Raw genomic sequence first — 18509 nt, 5'->3', positions numbered from 1 at the left:
TTTTGCGGCAGAGCGGGTGAGAGATCTTCGACGCAATGTACGAACGTAATGTATTACCGCTTTGCCTGAACGCTATGCACTGCCACAAAGCATAGCCGTATAAGTTCCCTCCTCGCCCCTTGCCTCAACCCACCACGCTCGTTCGGGATGACATAGTTTTTTATATTCCTTCCACACTCATTTCCAGCTTTCAAATAATCCGCTACATTTGTTACCTATGCAAAAAATACTGGTAGCCAACCGTGGCGAAATTGCCTTGCGCGTAATGCGTTCTGCCCGCGAAATGGGTATTAAAACCGTGGCCGTTTACTCCGCTGCCGACCGTGATGCCCTGCACGTTCGCTATGCCGACGAGGCCGTTTTCATCGGCGAAGCACCATCCAGCCAAAGCTACCTTGTTGGCGAAAAAATAATTGCCGCCTGCAAAACAACTGGCGCCGAAGCTATACACCCCGGTTATGGTTTCCTGAGCGAGAACGCTGCATTCGCGAGGCAAGTGCGCGAAGCAGGCCTTACCCTTATTGGCCCCTCGCCCGAAGCCATGGAAGTGATGGGCAATAAACTCTCCGCAAAAGCCGCTGCATTAAAATATAACATCCCCATGGTGCCCGGCACCAAAGAAGCGATTACCAATGTTGCCGAGGCAGCCGCCCGTGCCACCGAAGTGGGCTACCCTATACTGATAAAAGCCGCAGCCGGTGGTGGCGGCAAGGGCATGCGCATAGTAGAGCAGGCCGCCGATTTTGAAGAACAAATGAACCTTGCCGTTTCCGAAGCTACTTCGGCCTTTGGCGATGGTTCGGTATTTATAGAGCGCTATGTTTCGTCGCCCAAGCATATCGAGATACAGGTTTTGGGCGATAGCCATGGAAACATAGTGCACCTGTTCGAGCGCGATTGTTCGGTACAGCGCAGGCACCAAAAGGTGGTGGAAGAAGCGCCATCGGCCATACTAACGCCTGAAATTCGCGAAGCCATGGGTAAATGCGCCGTTGATGTGGCGCGGTCGGTAAACTACACCGGCGCGGGTACGGTGGAGTTTATTATGGATGAGCAGCTCAACTTCTACTTTTTGGAGATGAACACCCGCCTGCAGGTGGAGCACCCCGTAACCGAGCTTATTACAGGGATAGACCTGGTGAAAGAACAGATCAACATAGCCCGCGGCGAGGCGATCAGTTTTAAACAAGAGGATTTAAAGATAAAAGGCCATGCTGTTGAACTCCGTGTATATGCCGAAGACCCCGCTAAAGGCTTTTTGCCCGACATAGGCACCCTGGAAACTTATATCACTCCCAAAGGACCGGGCGTGCGAGTGGATGACGGCTTTGAGCAAGGCATGGAAATCCCCATTTATTACGACCCGATGATAGCCAAACTAATCACCTACGGCAACACCCGCGCGGAAGCCATTGAACGCATGGCGCGCGCCATAGATGAGTACCAGATCACCGGGATAGAAACCACCCTACCGTTCGGCAAATTTGTAATGCAGCACGAGGCATTTAAATCGGGACAGTTCGATACGCATTTTGTACAGAAGTATTTCATTCCCGATAGCTTGAACACCGGCACTGAAGATGAGGCACTGATTGCCGCACTTATTATGGAACGACTGCTCACTACCCCGCAAGTAAAGCAAACAGAGGCGACTAACATTGGCACATCTAACTGGGTGAAGAACAGGCAGGTGATGTACTTCCACTATAATTCAGGCAATTAACTAAAAAAAGACAAAACAAGATGAAAGATATTTGCGCACTTGCCGATATATCCGGTTTTGTAGCCTCCAATAGAGGTACAATTTACGTAGAACACAAAGACGGTTCTTTTTGGGAAACTACGAGAGTTGAAATACGTGGAGACAGAGTTTTTGCCGTATATCATTTGGGTTCAGTTGAAAAATCAGAAATCGACAATTAAAAAATGGAAGAGTTAAAGAATTTCTTTTCCGATATAAAATCAAGACTTAATAGCCCTTTAATTGGTAGTTTTATCTTATCGTGGTTTATTATCAATTGGCGTATTCCAATTGTTTTGCTTTTCTATAAGCAAGACGAGGTATGTTTGGATGGGTACCAATCCTTTCAAGATGTAATTTATCAAAACACAAATTTATCAAGCAATTTTTACTATCCTTTTGCTACCGCGCTGTTTTACACATTTATTTTCCCGATTATAAGAAATTGGATTAAGGTATATCAAGCATGGGTTTATATCGGTAGTCAAAATAAAATATATGAACTTACTTACAACTCGAAAACCTATCTAACTAAGATTGAGGAGCTCAATAGAAAACATCGGGAGGAGATGCTTGAATATGACTCAATTAAAAATCAACTGCAAAACAAATCTCAAGAATCTCATTTTCGGGGAGAAGATATAGCTCGATACAGGACCGACATTGATAAATTGGAAGTTGGAAAAAAAGAATTAACTGACACGCTTGATAAAATATCCAAAGCAAATGATGCCCATTCGATGGACGGCAAGTGGAAAGTCACGGGATTGTTTGAGCAAAGGTCAGAGGTTTGGTCAATTAAAAACGGAAAGATTTACATATCTGACAAACATGAGCTTACGATTGAATCAATAGTTGTAGATACAAAAAATGGCAAAGGCGCGATATTTTACTATGACGCTTCTAATTCAGATAAAAAAAACTCTATTTTTTTTGATACGATATTAGGTCGAGGATTTTATTCAGGTCGACTTTTGGATAAGAAGATAGAATTTGACTCTATTCCCAGTTAGAATTTAATAGTTGATTGACTTTCAGGCAAGTTGTATAGATTGGGGGGATTCCTTGTACGTGCATGTACCGCTATCGGGAGCCCAGTGACGACAGCGAAGGGATTGAATACGGGACACGTAAAGTATTGCGTCTCTACATTAAATATCCATCAAAACAATCTCACCTCTCTCTAATACGCGTGCAAGGCTCTGCGAACCTCTGCGAACCTCCGCGCCCTCTGCGGTTAAATAACCATCTTGTTAAATTTTGTTAAAATATTTGCATCATTACGAAATAGTCGTAGATTTACGAAACATTCGTAGAAAGATGGAAAAATTATCACAACAAGAAGAAGACGCAATGCAGGCTGCCTGGCAAAAAGGCAACGGTTTTATAAGGGAATTTCTGGAAGCAATGCCCGAGCCGAAGCCCCCTTACACTACCCTGGCATCAACCATAAAAAACCTGGAGAACAAGGGTTTCCTGAAAAGTGAGAAGTTCGGTAACTCTTATCGCTACAGCCCCGTCATACAGGAAGAGGAATACAAAAAACGCTTTATGAGCGGCTTTGTGAGCGACTACTTTAAAAACTCGTACAAAGACCTGGTAACCTTTTTTGCCAAAGACAAAAAAATAAGCGCCAGCGACCTGCAAGAGATCATCAAACTCATCGAAAAACCCTAAAAACTTAACGCGATGCCAACCTTATTTGTGTTTTTGTTTAAAGTGAACATGGCCCTGCTGGTATTTTGTGCGGGCTATTACCTGGTGCTGCGCCACCTTACCTTTTACACGCTTAACAGGGTTTACCTGGTAACGGCGATCGTTTTTGCAACCATTTATCCTAAAATAGACCTGACGGCCTTTGCCGAACGGCACGAGGCCATAAACGTACCCGTACAAACCGTAATACTCAACTGGCAGGCACCGGTGGCAAAGCTGGACCGGCCCGACTACTGGCAATGGGTAACGGTATTGTTTTGGGCGGGTGCAGCACTCTTAGGCGCACGCTTACTTGTTCAGCTTTTCTCGTTGTTGAAACTGCACAGAAACTCCACATCGGCCAGTGTACTTAACCATGATGTAAGGCTGATCAGCGGAGAGGTCGCGCCCTTCTCGTTTTGGCGAAGCATATACGTTAACCCCGCCAACCATACTGCTTCCGATTTGAAGGCTATTCTACTACACGAACAAGTGCACGTAAACGGCTGGCATACGGTGGATATATTGCTGGCCGAACTTAGCAGTATCTTCTACTGGTTTAACCCCGGGGTATGGTTGATGAAGAAGGCGGTGCGCGAGAACATTGAGTTTATTACCGACCGCAAGATCCTCAACAAAGGCATCGATACCAAAGCCTACCAATACAGCCTGGTGAACGTAAGCTTTAACGCCACTACGCCCGGCATTGTTAACCACTTTAACATTTCAACCATTAAAAAACGCATAATTATGATGAACGCAAAAAGATCTTCGAGGTTAAACCTCACCAGGTATGCCTTTGTACTGCCTGCCGTTGCGCTGCTGCTGGTATTCAGCATTTCTAAAGCTGCTGTGGTTAAAAAGACGGGGGCAAAAGCCATTAAAGAACTCACCAATACTGTTGCCGAAAACCTGAACACCGTATTGCCCGAATCGCTTAGTATACCCACATCTGCCGATGAAAAACCGGCCAGCGCTGCTAAAGCTGAGGATACAGCCGGGCCTTATATTTTCTACATTAATGGTATTAAAGTAAGCCCCGAAGGTGCACATTTTGGTACCGATACCGAAAGCCTTTACATGCTTACTCCTGCTGATGCCAAAAAATACTTCCGCCTGGGCGATGGCAAGCATACTGTAGCCTTGGCAACCACCCGCAACTCTGCCGAAGGCATGGCACTAAAAAACAAGCTATTGCAATTGATAGCTGATAAAAAGATAGTTGCAAACCAGCTTAACCCGGGCGTTGTAGATAAACTGAACTATCGCTTAACCCTGCTGCAAAGCGAGGTAGACGAGAAAAGCGATACAGCAAAATCCGTTAAATTACAGGTTACCGTTGATACCAATTACAAAAGCAAAGTAGTTATCACAACCAACAACGCCAACCTCGACTCGTTGAACTATGTACTCAACGGCAAAAAGATAAGCGCCGATGAGTTTAAAAAGATAGACCCTAACAAGATAGTGTCGGTAAACATTGTATCATCAGCGGTGGCCAAAACTATGCTGAACGATTATGATAGCATGGGCTTTAAAGCCGATAGCAAAATACTGTTTATTGCTACCAGCGATTCGGAAAAAGGAAAAGAACTATCAGATAAATTAAGCAACCGTATAACAACTGTACGCATTAACGACAATGTATTGAGATTGACAGATACCTTCCAACGTGTAGGTGCCCAGGCTATTACCGTGAGGGGCTATGGTAAACTAAAAGGCACTGTAGACCAATTGAGAATTAACGGTAAAAACGTAGATGGGCTTAGCGCCCGCCAGTTAGACTCGATAATAGTTCTGCGTGGCGGCGATCCCAAAAGGCTTACCAGAGCGGGCGACGATATTACCGGCGTTAAGAATATGCAGGCACACACTACCTTTGTTTACCGCACGCCGGAAGATATTGTTACGAAAGATATGGCACGGGTAAGCTTTATCCGCCGCCCTGAATTCAAAAGCGCCGATGTTACCGAAGTGCGTACCATGAAGGGCAACGTATTTTATGCCGATAAAAGCGTTAGCCGGATATCAGACAAGTTGATCATTATTGATGGCAAAGAGGCCAGCGAGAAAGATTTGAAAAAATTATCGGCCTTTGACATAGACCGTATGAGCACCGCCTCGGATGCCGATACCGTTAAAAAGTATGGCGAAAAAGCTAAATACGGTGTGGTTTACATCTACACTAAAAAAGCCAAATAGTAATTAGTATCAGTTAATAGTTAGCACGCGGCCGGGTAATTAATTTTGCCTGGCCGCTGTTTTTTATAATGGGCCATTTGTAGTAAAAATTAAACATATAAATTATAATTAAAATTACGCCGTGTGCGTAAAACACTTTGGCAGGGCTTTTGGTTAATAGTACAGAACGAAAATTCAAACTCAACTATTAACATCTATGTCTATCCCAGCAATTCAACAACAGGCAGATATGCAACTGAAGGTTGTTAACTTAAATACCGACCAGGCCATAAACACCGGCAAGGGTGTGGCATCGTCAAAAATATTTACCATATCATTCAGTTACGAAAAAAAGGCCTACCGCACTAAAGTGATGAAGGTGCTTTATGCCCGTAACGATGCCATGTATAAAGTGGTAATGCCCTGCAGCCTGAACAACGGTGTATGTGTACACTGGCTGCAACGCCATGATGATGAGTGGACCGTAATAATGGGCGAGCCTTTAGATGGAAAACTATTTAAGGCCCTTACTTCGGCAATAGCCACTTTGGAATAAGCCGACGCAATAAAGAGGACTCCACCCAAAACTCAACAATAAAAAAGGCCCCGAATTTCGGAGCCTTTTTGCGTTTTATGCTAATCTGGAGTTAAACCGTTGGTTCTTTAAGCCCGTCTTCGGTAAGGTATAGCGGGCGCTCTTTTTTAAAGATGGCAGCAAATATCAAAGCCAGTATAAATGCGAATATTAAGCCTATTGCGAAAGATTGTATCCTTCCTCCAATGCTTACGTTTTTCTGCGCGTCTAATTGTTTATGAACGTCATCAAGCGCTTTATCAATTGTCGCCTGATCGGCATTTGCTTTTTCCATAACATTGGTCATGGTAGCAATCATAGCTTGCTCCATTTTATTAACCATATCCGGTTCTATCACCATAGGGAACAATACGTCGCTAAGCAAATAGCTCACCACATACGCTACAATAAACATCACAAAAATTCCACTTACAGCTTGTCTAAAATCCCAAAAACCACCTACATTTTTACGCAGATCACTGCACAACAGTACAGCAATAACAATTGGAATTATCATGGTAAACAAGATGGGGCCACCAATGATACCAAGCAAAGAGGTAGCCATAGTGGTCATAAAATAAAAAAGCAAAATTTTAAGCACGCCCATTATAATACCAAGTATTAGCCCCTTATTAAGGCCCTGCTTTTTAATTTTGGCATTCAGTTCTTCGCTCATGATGATAGGGTTTTATAGTTTAATTTATTTAAAGCTAACTAATATATCCAGCACAGCCATATCAAAACCGGGGCTTATAGCATTAGCAGCGTATTCGCTCTTTTCGGTTTCGGTAGGCTCTATGTTTTGGAAAAAGCACATCATTGGGTAAAACATTTCCTTTATCTCCGAATCTTCGGGAAGGCTGTTAGCCACTTTGGCAATTTCTGCGGCAGGGCTTTCTATCAATATCTGGTTGGCAATTACCGGCTCGTAAATACGATGTTCGTCCTGAAACTCGTCTTCATCAACAAGCAAAAACTCTTTCAGGTAATCTTCCAGTTCGGGCTCAATATCTTCGTCCTCGCACTCGTTTAGGTACAGCAGCAGGTTAAGCAGTTCGGTACCACGGTCGAGCGTTTGCTCTTCTATTTTTTCCCATTCCGGGGTTTCCAGGTAATCGTCTTCCAGCTTTTTAACATCCTCGCTAAAGAAGTTTACAAGCAGCAGGTCGAAGAATAGCTGGCGAAGTTCCTCAAGGTTCGGGTTATCGTTAAAAACCTTGTCAAGGGCATCTACCTTATCAAGAAATATGGCATCCGAAGAAAAAACAGCTTCGAATTTGGCGTTTATTGATACGATATCAAACTTTTCGCCTTCGTATTTTGCGTACGCTGCCAGGGCAGCAGTTAGCGACGCGCTTATTTTTGGATCGGTCATTTTAGTTATTAGAGTTAAAGTGTTGGTGATTATTACAGGTTAACAAAACTTTTGCTTTTAGTTTTTGGCCCAGCAAGGGCGAATTAGCGCTTTTAGACAGGTTTACCGCACGGCTATACTCCCATTCCGCATCGGTATCCAGCAGTACAAGGTTAGCCTCGGCACCTGCTGTAAACTCGGGTACTTCCACATTTAATATTTTCCTCGGGCTGATAGATAGTTTTTCTACGATCAGCTCAACAGAAAGGCCTGCTTTTACAGCCATGGCGAACGCGGTTTGCAGGCCGATGATGCCGTATTCGGCAACCTCAAATTCTACGTCTTTAAATTCAATTTCGTGCGGGGTGTGCTGGGTTACCAATGCATCAATAGTACCATCTTTCAAGCCGGCTATCAGTGCGTCCACATCGGCTTGTGTGCGCAGCGGTGGTTTTACTTTGTAAAGGCTATCGAAGCCCATTAGGGCCTCATCGGTCAATACTATGTTATGGATAGCAGTATCGCAGGTAACTTTTAGCCCGCGTTTTTTTGCTTCGCGGATAAGCTCTACCGAGCGTGCGGTAGATATAGTAGTGAAGTGTATATCCGTTCCCGAATCTTCGGCCAGGTAAATATCCCGGGCTATCATCAATTCTTCGGCCAGCGATGGTATGCCCTTCATGCCCAGCATGGTGCTCACAACGCCTTCGTTCATTTTGGCTTTGCCGGCAATAAAAGCATCTTCGGCGTATGATATTACCCTTGCTCCGAAGCCTTGTACGTAGAGCAGTGCGCGTTCCATCAGGCCGGCATCCTGCACGGGGCGGTTACCATCGGTAAAGGCCTTGGCACCGCTTTTAAACATATCGTACATTTCAGATAAGTCCTTGCCCTCGCGTTTGTGCGATATAGTGCCCAACGGGTAAATATCCACCAAATTACCTTTAGCGCGGTTTAGCAGGTATTCAACTTCGGCTTTGGAGTGTACCGGTGGATGCGTATTGGGCATTAAAGCAATGCCGGTAAAACCACCCGCAGCAGCGGCAGCGGTACCGGTTTGCAGGTCTTCTTTGGTTTCTAAACCCAGTTCGCCAATATTGCAATTCAAGTCGAAAAAGCCTGGTGCCAGGTATTTGCCGGTACCGTCTATCACTTCGGCTCCATCGGCACTAAGCGATTCGGCTATTTGGCTGATAATGCCATTTTCAATTAAAATATCGGCAACCTTAAGGTGAAAGGGAGAAGCGGGATGTACAACAGTGGCAGATTTGATAAGCAAATTCATTATCGCTGTTTAAGGTGGGTAAAAGTTTTCAGCCGGCCGGCGTGGCAATGCTTTTATTGGTTTTGTAGAACCTTACCAGCAGTGTTTCGGCGGCTAAAAATATTAAGGCCAAAATTATACAAAGTTTCCATAATTGAAGCCCCGAATTTTCGGCGCTGTTGATATTGTTCACATTAAATTTATCACCAGCTATATAATTGCTCTTCTGCGGGAACAATTTGGCCAGTTCAGCGGCACTTAAATAACTCAGAGCCGATTCGCTGCGGTTATCATTAAACGCTAAAACAGCGGCGGTGCTATCCTGTTTCTTCAAGTCGTAAAGCCCGGTTTCGTTCAATTGCCCGGGCAGATACAGCATGGTGCTCCCCTCCTGCTGTTTCACATCGGGGATAACAGACTCGGTTCCCTTCAGCAATTTCACCACCTGCTTCTCGGTCGACTGTAACGGAACGGTTTCTATGGCTTGGTTACTACCCAGGGTGTAAAACAAAGGCTGATCGTGACCGCTCAGCAATGCTACCCTAAACATTACCGGAACAAAAAGGGCATGTACGGGCAGGTTGCTAAAATCTTCGCTAAGGGCAACGGCGGCTACGTACAGCTTGCCTTTGCCAAAATTGTAGCCTTCCCAAAGTGGCTGGCCGTTTTGCAGTTTCATTAAGCCATCGGCCGGTTTCGCCGCACCGGCAAGAGTGTAATATTTCTTCACTACGGGCAGGTCGGGGTTTTGCGGCATCGATTCGAAGATATTTTTAAACACTGTGCTCTGCAGGTTTAATGATGATACTTTAACGGCTTCGGTAACCACTTTGCCGGGATAGGCAGCGCCCATGGGTTGTAAAAATGCCTGGTAGCTTGGTTGCATCGCCTCGGCTGCAGGAAAAACCATCAACGTTCCGCCTTTGCTTACGTAGGTTTTAAGCTGCTGAGCCAGGCCGGCAGATATTTCGGTAATATCGCTCAATACAATTAAAGGGTAAGTATTCAGCGCAGCATAATCTACATTACCATCCTGCACGCGTTTTACATCAAAAAACTTATCAGCATTAAAAACAGCCCCGAGGTATTTATTAGCTATGCCGCCATCTACCAGCAGCACGGGCAATTTATCGTTCACATTAAAGCTGAAGTAAAAGCTGTTATCGAAGGTAACGGGGTTATCCTGCAATTGTATCTCGCCACGTTGCCAGCCTGCCTGCAGGCCCGAGAAGTTCAGCGTATCTACCTGTGCTGAATTGGCCTCTACCGTAAAACTCCCCAATGATTTTTGTACGCCATTTATCAACAGCTTCAACGGCACTTTCTCAGCCGTTTTGCCGGCATAGTTACGCAGGCGCACCAGCAGTTTTTCCGTTTCGCCCGGGCGATGGGTGGCATTCAACAGCCAAACCGAATCTACTGCTACATTTGGCAATCGGTTAGCTGTGAGCTGAACCAAATTCACGGGAATATCGGTTTTAGCTGTATCGGTTTCCGTAGCTATGTTCCGCTGAAAATCGGAAATAATGTAGCTGTGTTTCACCGCGCCGCCCGTCATACCCAGCAGGCTTTGCTGGCGGGCGGTTATCTGCGCTATACTGCGGCTTTGCGGGCTTATTTTTACGGCATCAACAGCATCGTTAAACTCATCGCGGTTTAGCAGGCGCTGGTGTTTGCCCTCAAAATCCTGAGTAAGGAGCTGGAACCTGTCGTTTATAGAATATGCCGAGGCTATTTGTTTGGCTTTTTGCTTGGCCTCATCCAGCAGGCTGCCCTCGCGGTTGAGGGTTTGCATACTGTACGAGTTATCTACAAAAATGCTCACCAATTGCTGCTTACCGGCATCGGCGTCATCTTTACCGGGGATATAAGGCCGCGCAAAGGCGAACACCAAAAACGCAAGCGCCAACATACGGGCCGTCAATATCAACCGCTCTTTAAGGTTACGGCGCGAGGCCTGCTGCTCTTGCACCTCCTTCAAAAACTGTACATTGCTGAAATAAACCTTTTTATACCGCCTGAAATTGAACAGGTGCACCAAAATGGGAATGGCCAGGGTAAACAATGCAAACAGGAAAGCAGGATATAAAAAATGCATTGGTGCTAAACAGGTGTGCTACAAATTTGCAAAAATAAATTGAACGCAGGCTATGGCTTTACCCCGGCAATGCGGTTTTATTAAAGGCCATAAGTATTCTAAACGCAGGTCAGCCGATATCATTGCGCAAACCCAGAAAGTTGATAAATATGCAAGGCTATCTATGAGCCTTTTGTTACTTTTGCGCTTCGAGTTAAAAAAGCATATAACATTATACTATGGAAACTACTTTCGCAACTATTGCCAACATTATAAAGGCGCGCCGCACTATTAAGCCATCTACCATGAATGGCAACAAAATACCAAATAGCCACGTTGCCTCTATTTTAGAGCTTGCCGACTGGGCGCCTAACCACGGCCTTACCGAGCCATGGCGCTTTATTGTGTTTGAAGAGCCTTTGAAATACTGCGCACAACACGCCGAAATTTACAAAGCAAGCACTACCGAGGAAACATTTAACCCAACTACTTTTGCCAACCTGAGCAGCCAGGGCAACAATACATCGCACGTAGTAATTGCTTACCAAAAACGTGGCGACCTGCCTAAAATTCCGCAGTTCGAAGAAATTGTTGCGGCATCATGCGCAGTACAAAACATGTTGCTTGGCGCTACAGCCTTAAATATTGGTGCATTTTGGAGCACCGGCGGTATGGCCCTTAAACCAGCCTTTGCCGAGCATTTTGGCCTTGGTGCAGAGGATACCGTTCTGGGCGTAATTTACCTGGGCTACACCGAAACACAGCCAAATGGTGTGCGCAAAACGCCTATCGAGGAGAAAATAACCTGGAATAAATAAGTTTAACCTAAACGTAGTAAGCTGCGTATAAAAGCCTCATCAGGCTCGTTTTTGTGGGTTTGATGAGGCTTTTCTTGTTTTAATGAATTTTTATTTTTAACTTTACAGTAAGTAATTTTCATTAAAATACATATTTGCGTTTCTGTGACAATATTTTTAACTAATCAGCGTATATTTGTAACAGCAAATCGCAATTTGTAAACCAAGAATTACCGTACCTGCGTTCCCCTGTATTGATTAACTTATTGATTAAACTGAATAAAGTATGAGAAAACACTTGTGGTGGGCTATTTGTGTGATGTTGTTAATTTCCATAACCGTTATCAGTTGGAAACCAACTAACGCAACCAAAAACATTGAGGTAAAAACGGTTCCGGCCGGCGCAAAAGAGTATTTTGAGCAGTACGTGAACAGCATTTACCAGGTAGCGCAATTACAGCAAACCGGCATGAATGTGGCGGTGCTGCAAAAAGCACTAACAGGTTACTTAAACCTGAAACTGGAGAACAAACTTCCCGAAAACAGCAATATTATTACCGTGGTAGATTTCAGCAAATCGAGCCGCGAGAAACGTATGTGGATAATTGACGTGCTCAATAAAACCCTTTTGTTAAACACCTGGGTAGCGCACGGGCAAGGCAGTGGCGATGATATGGCCACCATGTTCTCTAACACCAACGAATCGCACCAGAGCAGCCTTGGCTTTTATTTAACAGAGGATGTTTACATGGGCAAACACGGCCGCTCGTTACGCCTTAACGGGTTAGATGAAGGTATAAACAGCGCTGCACTTGCTCGTGGTATAGTAGTACACGCTGCCGATTACGTTGGCCAGGGGGCAATAAACGCTATGGGCCGCCTGGGCCGCAGCTTTGGCTGCCCCGCTGTATCGCCGGAGGTATCAAACATGGTTATCAATACCATTAAAGGGCACAGCATGATGTTTATCCACGGTAACAGCAGCACCTATACATCAAAACTATTGGATGAAACTGCTCCTATGAACTACCTGATGCCCGTTGCTAAAGTTGATACTACTCATTTGGCGGATAACTCAAATATCGACACCAATGCGGTGGTTAAATAATAAACTAAACTAACCAATTATACCCCGGGGATTTCACCGATTTTGATGTGATTCCACCGATAAAAAAAGTCCATAACCGAATAGGTATGGACTTTTTTATTATCACCAATTCCTCTCCTTTCCATCGGTGAAATCAAATCATAAAAATCGGTGCGATCGGTGAAAATTACAATTTAGCCAACACATCGTTACTTGCTAAAAACCGTTGTAGGTGTCCGTAAAGCACTACATCTAAACCATACACGTCCGGACGAAACTGTATAACGCCGTTGCCATCTGCCCAGCAAGTAATATAAGTAATATATACTGGCATTTTTTTGGGTAGGCCGATGGTAGTAGGTTCCGGGTTATCCTCACCCATGGCCGTAGCTATCTTCTCGTAAGTTGGCCCCTCACCAAATAGAACCCGCGCCAAGCCTTGCGGGTCGCCAACGCGTACACAGCCATGGCTTACAGCACGCATCGTCCAATTAAATGGTTCTTTAGCAGGGGTGTCGTGAAGGTAAACGCTGCTTTTGTTATTGAACAAAAACTTGATCTTTCCCAAAGAATTATCATCTCCTGGGCGTTGTTTAAATTCGTACTTGTCTTTTGGTGCCGAAGCCCAATCAATAGTTTCAGAATCTTCCACCTTTTTGCCGTTCTCGTACACGTCAATATTTTTATTACTCAGGTAATAAGGATCTTGTGCGGCTTCAACCATAATTTCTTTGTTGGCTATACTCTGTGGAATATTCCAAACCGGGTTTACTTGCACACTGTGTATCATACTGTTCAGCTGCGGCGTTTCGCGGCTAAAAGGGCGGTCTACCTTGTCACTCTCATCATAATCTACAAGGCTAATAGTTTTGTCTTTATTTCGGCCTTCACCCACACAAACCTTCATATTTAGTATTGATGCACCATCCTGCATCACATCCAACCTGTAATCGGGAATATTTACGATCACATATCTATTTTGTGTTGGTTTGTTTTTCCAACGAAGGCGCTCCATATTTGCTACAAGATAACGGGTGGTTTCTTCTTTACTCATACCCGGCGCGGTGCTGCCATTCATTAACGCTTTTTGCAAGGCAAGGTACTGGGAGTCTTTAGGTTGTATGCTATCCAGATAGGTGCGTAGATCCGTAACTGCCAATATCTTCGACATACCCACGCTATCGGGGCGTTTGGTTTCTGTATAATAACGCTGGTAAATTTTGCGGGGATTTAAGATACCATATTGCAGCGCGTTAGAATAGTTGATGAGCGAGTTGGCCATGGTTATTTCCAGCAGAGCAATATCATGGTAGGCCTCGTTAATGTTCTTAATGGCTTTTTTGTTCTTAAACTTAGCCACCAGCGCTGTTATTTTGTCAGCATTGAACATTTTGGGGTCTAAGCCGTGCTGGCCCGCTTTGTCAAAATAAGTGGCAGTAAGGTCAACATCGCCATTGAAGATGTGGTCCATCACAAACACAGGGTCATAATCGTTCTGCTCGTAAAAAGCGTTAATAAGTTTGGGATTGTTAACGTTTACCTTTTCTTCTGCCAATACGGTTTTAAACACTTCGGCAAGGGCTTCGGGCGTAGCATCCCTAAAAACCTTGTTTTTAGTCTTTTCGTAGAGCACCCTGCCTAAATCCGATCTTGTTTTCTTTTTACAGCTCGAAAACACCAGCATCAATGCTGCGAACAGTAAAAGGCATGGTGTAAGAGGTATTTTTTTTAAGTGTAAGTTTATCATAGGATGAATTTATAATATTAGTTTTGGTTTGACTATAGCAATAGCTATACCATACCGCATACATATTTATAAAAATGCTTATGAAAGTATAAGCGACACTACTTTATGAAGAAAATAATATTTGTACTACCCATTTTAATGCTGTTTGCCTGCCGCCCAATGGCACAAACCTTTAAGCCTGTTAATAAAAATGCCAGCCGCGAAGCCACCGACCTGCTGGCCTACCTGTACGAAATAAACGGCAAACACATCCTGAGCGGGCAACACAATTATAACAGCGACCTGAATGTTTTCTCCGACTCTGCAAAAAATATAACCGGCAAATACCCGGCACTATGGGGTACCGACTTTATTTTGTGGGGCGATAAGGATTTGGGGCAAAACATTGTGAACGAGTCCATCAAAAAATCGCGCGAGGGTTATTTGGTTACACTGATGTGGCACCAGGGCCGCCCGATTGACGAGCCGCCTTATGGTTGGAAGGAAAGTGTACAAGGCAAACTAAACTCCGAACAATGGAAAGAACTCACCACAACCGGCACCGCCCTTAACAAAAAATGGACAGCGCAGATAGATGTAATTGCCGGCTACCTGAAGCAATTGCAAGATGCAAAAGTGCCCGTGCTTTGGCGCCCCTACCACGAAATGAACGGCGTTTGGTTTTGGTGGGGGAATAAAAAAGGCCCCGATGGCATAGCCAAACTGTACAAAATGATGTACGACCGCTATACTAACTACCACCACCTCAATAACTTAATATGGGTTTGGGGAGCCAACAGTATTCGCGATATCCCTGCTGACGAGGCTTACCATTATAAAGACTACTACCCCGGTGCCGATTATGTAGATATTTTGGGAACGGACGTTTACCACTTCGACTACGAGCAAAACGATTATGAAGAACTGCTGGCGCTTGCCAAAGGAAAACCCATTGCCCTTACCGAAAACGGCGAAATGCCCAACAAAGAAGTACTGGCAGCACAGCCCAAATGGCTTTGGTTCATGACCTGGACCAGCTGGCTTTGGACCGATAACCCAAAAGGCCGCGCCAAAGAAATTTACGAGCTACCACAAACCCTTAACCACGACGACGTAAAAGAACGCTTGGCTACCAAACCTTAATGCTATGAGTAACCTACCCGAAGTTTGGCTGCGCGGTCCGCTGCCCGGTATGCCCGCATTGCTGCAGCCCGTAGCCCATGCCCTGCTACAAGCCCGCGAAGAACTGAACGAATTAATGACCGGATTCCCCGATGACAAGCTGTGGGATAATGTGGCCGGCATGGCATCGCCGGGCTTTCACCTGCAGCATTTAACCGGCGTTTTAGATAGGCTATTTACTTATGCACAAAACCAGCCGCTAACCGAAGCACAGCTGCTATACTTAGCTGCCGAAGGCAAACCGGGTAATAAAACATATACAAGCGGGGAATTGGTTGAGGCATTTAATACGCAGGTTGATAAAGCGCTGGCACAGTTAAGCAGAACCGATGTAGCCACACTTACCGACTTCCGCCCCGTTGGCAGGGGTAAATTACCCTCGACTGTTATAGGGCTTTACACACATTCGGCGGAGCATACCATGCGGCATTTTGGGCAGTTATTGGTGACGGTGAGGATTGGCCCCCTAACCCCCTGAAGGGGGAACAGAAATTGGAAAGAAAGGGCAATTGAAAATATCCCGATGTCATTTCGATGAGCAGCGGGGAGGAAAAGCGCGGGAGGGCGAAGAGAAATCTTCGACACCATGCAATTCCGGCTATGCAAAGCGGTAATGCGTAACGTTCATACAATATCCAACAAGATATCTCGTCGCTTCGCTTCCCTCGATATGACATAATTTTTTATTTCCCCCTCACTATCTCAACCACCTCTTTATAATCCTTCCCCCTATATGTAACTGATGCATCGGTATGGATATCGCCCGGGTCGAACAAGAAAGTATCAATACCAAGTGCTATGGCAGCTTGTATTTCTGATTTGGGGTCGTCACCTATTACCAGTACGTCCTCGGTCCTGTACCCATTCTCCTCCATTATCATGGCGAAGATATCCTTTTTGGTTTGAGTAGACTTTGCAGGATCCACCACGTAAACGCCTTTAAAATCTGCCTCGATGCCCAGCATTTTCACTTTGCTCAACTGTAGTTTGGTAAAACCGGTTGTTACCAGGTATTTATCTAAAGCTATGTTGCGCAGGTCGGCATACTCAGGATAGGCATGCATGGGTTGGCTAAACTCTACGTTACTTAACATTTCCAATCCTTTGGCTTTTAGTTCGGGGCCAAAACCAAACTCCTCGGCCACGTGCTGGTATGGGCGGCGGGTGAGTGCGTCTTTAGCCTGATGTGCCGTATGTGCACCGGTTTCGCCAAAGTGCTCGTCAACCATCCGGAATAATTCATCAAAAAGGTTGTTAGAGATAGAGCTTACGGGGTAAATGGTGTTATCGAGGTCGAGTATTAAAACGCGTTTCATGCCGGTAAATATAGCAATGCCGCATGGCAAACAAAGCCCAAAGCAACCTTATTGCATTTTACTGCATTTAGCGCACAGCCCCGAGGCGTAAACCGTAAAACCATCTGCATGGAAACCGGCGGGCAGGTTAATGGTAGGGAACTTAATTTCGTTGAGGCAAAAAACGCCTTTGCAGTTGGTACAGTTAAAGTGCAGGTGCTCGTCGTGGTGATGGTGTTCCTGGCAACCCGATGAGCAAACGGCGTAATTGGCCGTACCATTCAGGTCGAACACCTTGTGAATAATACCCTTTTCTTCGAACACGTTCAAGATGCGGTAGAGGGTAACGCGGTCAATATCGTTCAGCACGCTCTCCAGGTCGGGTTGCGATGTGGCGGTGTTTTTCGCATACATCATACTCAGTACACGCAGGCGCGCACCGGTCTTTTTCAACTGGTGTTTCTCCAGCAGGTCTTCAAACTGGTATGTGCTTTTTGCCTGTGCCATATTATTCATGCGTATGCTTTACGTGTAAAAAGCTGTCGCCACTGGTGCAGGTACCCGCATATTTATAGTTGATAAAATGCGCCACAGCAATGGTAATGCCACCAATGGGTACAATAACCGCTTCCAGCCAGCCCTGTGTAAATATATGCGCCAGCAGGATAGTAGCAAAGCCAATTATCAATAAAACTAAAGGCAGCGCCTTATGGTGCGAATTTAAGTATGAACCACCGATAGATGATATGCCTATCACTAACGCAAAAAGTATCATCCCCCACTCTACCCATGGGTTGGCCAAAAAACCAAGCCCGAACAGTGGCAAGCTTGTAAAAAATACCGGTACAGCGGCGCAATGGATAGCGCACAGCGTGGATGCCGTCATGCCTATATTATCCAGTTTAGTAGCCGCTTTTAACATTTTCATGCCGCAAAGATAATACAAATGCAACAGTATTGCATTTACAAAATGTCATAATTGACGGGTTAGGGCACGCTTTGTATCTTTGGCGCATGAGTTTACAAGCCCCCATCATCAGGGATATGACGCCCGCCGACCTCCCCGCCGTTCTGGAAATTTATAACGAAGTGATACTGAACACCACCGCCGTTTACAGCGAAGCACCACATACCTTAGAAATGCGCACCGCCTGGTATAACGAACGTAAAGCGGCCGGCTTCCCCGTAATTGTTACAGAAGAAAATGGCATTATCACCGGCTTTGGTACCTACGGGCATTTCCGCGCATGGCCGTGCTACAGGTACACGGTAGAGCATTCGTTATACGTAGAACAAAACCACCGCGGCAAGGGCATCAGCAAAGTTATCCTCAACTACCTCGTCCAACACGCCACAAAAGCAGGGCTACATGCCATGATAGCCGGGGTGGATAGCGATAACCCCGCCAGCCTGGCCCTGCACCGTAAGAGCGGCTTTGAACAGGTGGCACACTTTAAAGAAGTGGGCTTTAAGTTCGGCCGCTGGCTGGATCTTATTTTCCTCGAGCTAATTTTAGGCAAATAGCCGCATAAGCCG

General features: G+C 45.3%; 19 protein-coding genes. 11 read left to right on the top strand and 8 right to left on the bottom strand.

The features are described from left to right. Positions 1-217: 217 nt before the first annotated feature. From accC to BC343_RS00420, 6 genes are all read left to right on the top strand, one after another. Positions 218-1723, top strand: a complete 1506-nt coding sequence (gene accC / locus BC343_RS00440) for an acetyl-CoA carboxylase biotin carboxylase subunit (RefSeq protein ID WP_078345749.1) — start codon at positions 218-220, stop codon at positions 1721-1723. A gap of 20 nt (positions 1724-1743) precedes the next feature. Beyond that, positions 1744-1923, top strand: a complete 180-nt coding sequence (locus BC343_RS30670) for a hypothetical protein (RefSeq protein ID WP_143822019.1) — start codon at positions 1744-1746, stop codon at positions 1921-1923. Positions 1924-1926: 3 nt separating this feature from the next. Next, positions 1927-2754: a hypothetical protein gene (locus BC343_RS00435; protein WP_078345748.1), complete on the top strand. Its 828-nt coding sequence runs from the start codon at positions 1927-1929 to the stop codon at positions 2752-2754. Positions 2755-3061: 307 nt separating this feature from the next. Beyond that, positions 3062-3418, top strand: a complete 357-nt coding sequence (locus BC343_RS00430) for a BlaI/MecI/CopY family transcriptional regulator (RefSeq protein ID WP_078345747.1) — start codon at positions 3062-3064, stop codon at positions 3416-3418. 12 nt (positions 3419-3430) lie between these two features. Beyond that, a complete protein-coding gene (locus BC343_RS00425; RefSeq protein ID WP_078345746.1) occupies positions 3431-5638 on the top strand; it encodes a M56 family metallopeptidase in 2208 nt (735 codons plus the stop codon). 196 nt (positions 5639-5834) lie between these two features. Next, positions 5835-6173 carry a hypothetical protein gene (locus tag BC343_RS00420; RefSeq protein WP_078345745.1) on the top strand — a complete coding sequence of 113 codons (339 nt, stop codon included), beginning with the start codon at positions 5835-5837 and terminating at the stop codon, positions 6171-6173. Positions 6174-6264: 91 nt separating this feature from the next. On the opposite strand, the gene BC343_RS00415 is transcribed toward BC343_RS00420, so the two are convergent. Genes BC343_RS00415 through BC343_RS00400 form a run of 4 tightly spaced genes read right to left on the bottom strand, consistent with a single transcriptional unit; the run spans position 6265 to position 10907 of the window. Beyond that, a complete protein-coding gene (locus BC343_RS00415; protein ID WP_078345744.1) occupies positions 6265-6867 on the bottom strand; it encodes a DUF4199 domain-containing protein in 603 nt (200 codons plus the stop codon). Positions 6868-6891: 24 nt separating this feature from the next. Then, positions 6892-7566, bottom strand: coding sequence for a hypothetical protein (locus tag BC343_RS00410; protein WP_078345743.1), 675 nt, complete (start codon positions 7564-7566; stop codon positions 6892-6894). Between the two features lies 1 nt (position 7567). Next, on the bottom strand, positions 7568-8830 hold the full coding sequence (locus BC343_RS00405; protein ID WP_078345742.1) for a dihydroorotase: 1263 nt from the start codon (positions 8828-8830) through the stop codon (positions 7568-7570). A gap of 28 nt (positions 8831-8858) precedes the next feature. After that, positions 8859-10907 (bottom strand): BatA domain-containing protein, encoded by a 2049-nt coding sequence (locus tag BC343_RS00400; protein WP_078345741.1) that lies wholly within the window; start codon positions 10905-10907, stop codon positions 8859-8861. Between the two features lie 218 nt (positions 10908-11125). On the opposite strand from BC343_RS00400, the gene BC343_RS00395 reads away from it, so the two are divergent. Together BC343_RS00395 and BC343_RS00390 are read left to right on the top strand one after the other, a co-directional pair. Continuing rightward, positions 11126-11704, top strand: coding sequence for a nitroreductase family protein (locus tag BC343_RS00395; RefSeq protein WP_078345740.1), 579 nt, complete (start codon positions 11126-11128; stop codon positions 11702-11704). Positions 11705-11969: 265 nt separating this feature from the next. Beyond that, positions 11970-12791, top strand: a complete 822-nt coding sequence (locus BC343_RS00390; RefSeq protein WP_078345739.1) for a murein L,D-transpeptidase catalytic domain family protein — start codon at positions 11970-11972, stop codon at positions 12789-12791. A 166-nt stretch (positions 12792-12957) separates the two neighbouring features. On the opposite strand, the gene BC343_RS00385 is transcribed toward BC343_RS00390, so the two are convergent. Then, a complete protein-coding gene (locus tag BC343_RS00385; RefSeq protein WP_078345738.1) occupies positions 12958-14517 on the bottom strand; it encodes a L,D-transpeptidase scaffold domain-containing protein in 1560 nt (519 codons plus the stop codon). A gap of 105 nt (positions 14518-14622) precedes the next feature. On the opposite strand from BC343_RS00385, the gene BC343_RS00380 reads away from it, so the two are divergent. Both BC343_RS00380 and BC343_RS00375 read left to right on the top strand, forming a co-directional pair. Then, positions 14623-15639: a glycosyl hydrolase gene (locus BC343_RS00380; protein WP_078345737.1), complete on the top strand. Its 1017-nt coding sequence runs from the start codon at positions 14623-14625 to the stop codon at positions 15637-15639. A gap of 4 nt (positions 15640-15643) precedes the next feature. Continuing rightward, positions 15644-16156 (top strand): DinB family protein, encoded by a 513-nt coding sequence (locus BC343_RS00375; RefSeq protein WP_078345736.1) that lies wholly within the window; start codon positions 15644-15646, stop codon positions 16154-16156. A gap of 205 nt (positions 16157-16361) precedes the next feature. On the opposite strand, the gene BC343_RS00370 is transcribed toward BC343_RS00375, so the two are convergent. Genes BC343_RS00370 through BC343_RS00360 form a run of 3 tightly spaced genes read right to left on the bottom strand, consistent with a single transcriptional unit; the run spans position 16362 to position 17901 of the window. After that, on the bottom strand, positions 16362-16994 hold the full coding sequence (locus BC343_RS00370) for an HAD family hydrolase (protein WP_143822017.1): 633 nt from the start codon (positions 16992-16994) through the stop codon (positions 16362-16364). 48 nt (positions 16995-17042) lie between these two features. Continuing rightward, complete coding sequence (locus tag BC343_RS00365) at positions 17043-17480, bottom strand: Fur family transcriptional regulator (protein WP_202909704.1); 438 nt, start codon at positions 17478-17480, stop codon at positions 17043-17045. A gap of 1 nt (position 17481) precedes the next feature. After that, positions 17482-17901: a MerC domain-containing protein gene (locus BC343_RS00360; protein WP_078345733.1), complete on the bottom strand. Its 420-nt coding sequence runs from the start codon at positions 17899-17901 to the stop codon at positions 17482-17484. Positions 17902-17987: 86 nt separating this feature from the next. Here BC343_RS00360 and BC343_RS00355 point away from each other — a divergent pair, with 86 nt between their 5' ends. Next, positions 17988-18497: a GNAT family N-acetyltransferase gene (locus BC343_RS00355; RefSeq protein ID WP_078345732.1), complete on the top strand. Its 510-nt coding sequence runs from the start codon at positions 17988-17990 to the stop codon at positions 18495-18497. Positions 18498-18509 lie beyond the last annotated feature (12 nt).

The organism is Mucilaginibacter pedocola (assembly GCF_002013915.1).
GTDB lineage: Bacteria > Bacteroidota > Bacteroidia > Sphingobacteriales > Sphingobacteriaceae > Mucilaginibacter > Mucilaginibacter pedocola.
This window is presented reverse-complemented; position numbering and strand designations above follow the sequence as displayed.

What these genes read in the sequence shown, in the direction of transcription:
- BC343_RS00420 (WP_078345745.1), top strand. Translation starts at nt 5,835, where the DNA reads ATGTCTATCCCAGCAATTCAACAACAGGCAGATATGCAACTGAAGGTT.
- BC343_RS00375 (WP_078345736.1), top strand. Translation starts at nt 15,644, where the DNA reads ATGAGTAACCTACCCGAAGTTTGGCTGCGCGGTCCGCTGCCCGGTATG.
- BC343_RS00405 (WP_078345742.1), bottom strand. Translation starts at nt 8,830, where the DNA reads ATGAATTTGCTTATCAAATCTGCCACTGTTGTACATCCCGCTTCTCCC.
- BC343_RS00390 (WP_078345739.1), top strand. Translation starts at nt 11,970, where the DNA reads ATGAGAAAACACTTGTGGTGGGCTATTTGTGTGATGTTGTTAATTTCC.
- BC343_RS00395 (WP_078345740.1), top strand. Translation starts at nt 11,126, where the DNA reads ATGGAAACTACTTTCGCAACTATTGCCAACATTATAAAGGCGCGCCGC.
- BC343_RS00360 (WP_078345733.1), bottom strand. Translation starts at nt 17,901, where the DNA reads ATGAAAATGTTAAAAGCGGCTACTAAACTGGATAATATAGGCATGACG.
- BC343_RS00380 (WP_078345737.1), top strand. Translation starts at nt 14,623, where the DNA reads ATGAAGAAAATAATATTTGTACTACCCATTTTAATGCTGTTTGCCTGC.
- BC343_RS00370 (WP_143822017.1), bottom strand. Translation starts at nt 16,994, where the DNA reads ATGAAACGCGTTTTAATACTCGACCTCGATAACACCATTTACCCCGTA.
- BC343_RS00430 (WP_078345747.1), top strand. Translation starts at nt 3,062, where the DNA reads ATGGAAAAATTATCACAACAAGAAGAAGACGCAATGCAGGCTGCCTGG.
- BC343_RS00435 (WP_078345748.1), top strand. Translation starts at nt 1,927, where the DNA reads ATGGAAGAGTTAAAGAATTTCTTTTCCGATATAAAATCAAGACTTAAT.
- BC343_RS00355 (WP_078345732.1), top strand. Translation starts at nt 17,988, where the DNA reads ATGAGTTTACAAGCCCCCATCATCAGGGATATGACGCCCGCCGACCTC.
- BC343_RS30670 (WP_143822019.1), top strand. Translation starts at nt 1,744, where the DNA reads ATGAAAGATATTTGCGCACTTGCCGATATATCCGGTTTTGTAGCCTCC.
- BC343_RS00410 (WP_078345743.1), bottom strand. Translation starts at nt 7,566, where the DNA reads ATGACCGATCCAAAAATAAGCGCGTCGCTAACTGCTGCCCTGGCAGCG.
- BC343_RS00365 (WP_202909704.1), bottom strand. Translation starts at nt 17,480, where the DNA reads ATGGCACAGGCAAAAAGCACATACCAGTTTGAAGACCTGCTGGAGAAA.
- accC (WP_078345749.1), top strand. Translation starts at nt 218, where the DNA reads ATGCAAAAAATACTGGTAGCCAACCGTGGCGAAATTGCCTTGCGCGTA.
- BC343_RS00425 (WP_078345746.1), top strand. Translation starts at nt 3,431, where the DNA reads ATGCCAACCTTATTTGTGTTTTTGTTTAAAGTGAACATGGCCCTGCTG.
- BC343_RS00415 (WP_078345744.1), bottom strand. Translation starts at nt 6,867, where the DNA reads ATGAGCGAAGAACTGAATGCCAAAATTAAAAAGCAGGGCCTTAATAAG.
- BC343_RS00400 (WP_078345741.1), bottom strand. Translation starts at nt 10,907, where the DNA reads ATGCATTTTTTATATCCTGCTTTCCTGTTTGCATTGTTTACCCTGGCC.
- BC343_RS00385 (WP_078345738.1), bottom strand. Translation starts at nt 14,517, where the DNA reads ATGATAAACTTACACTTAAAAAAAATACCTCTTACACCATGCCTTTTA.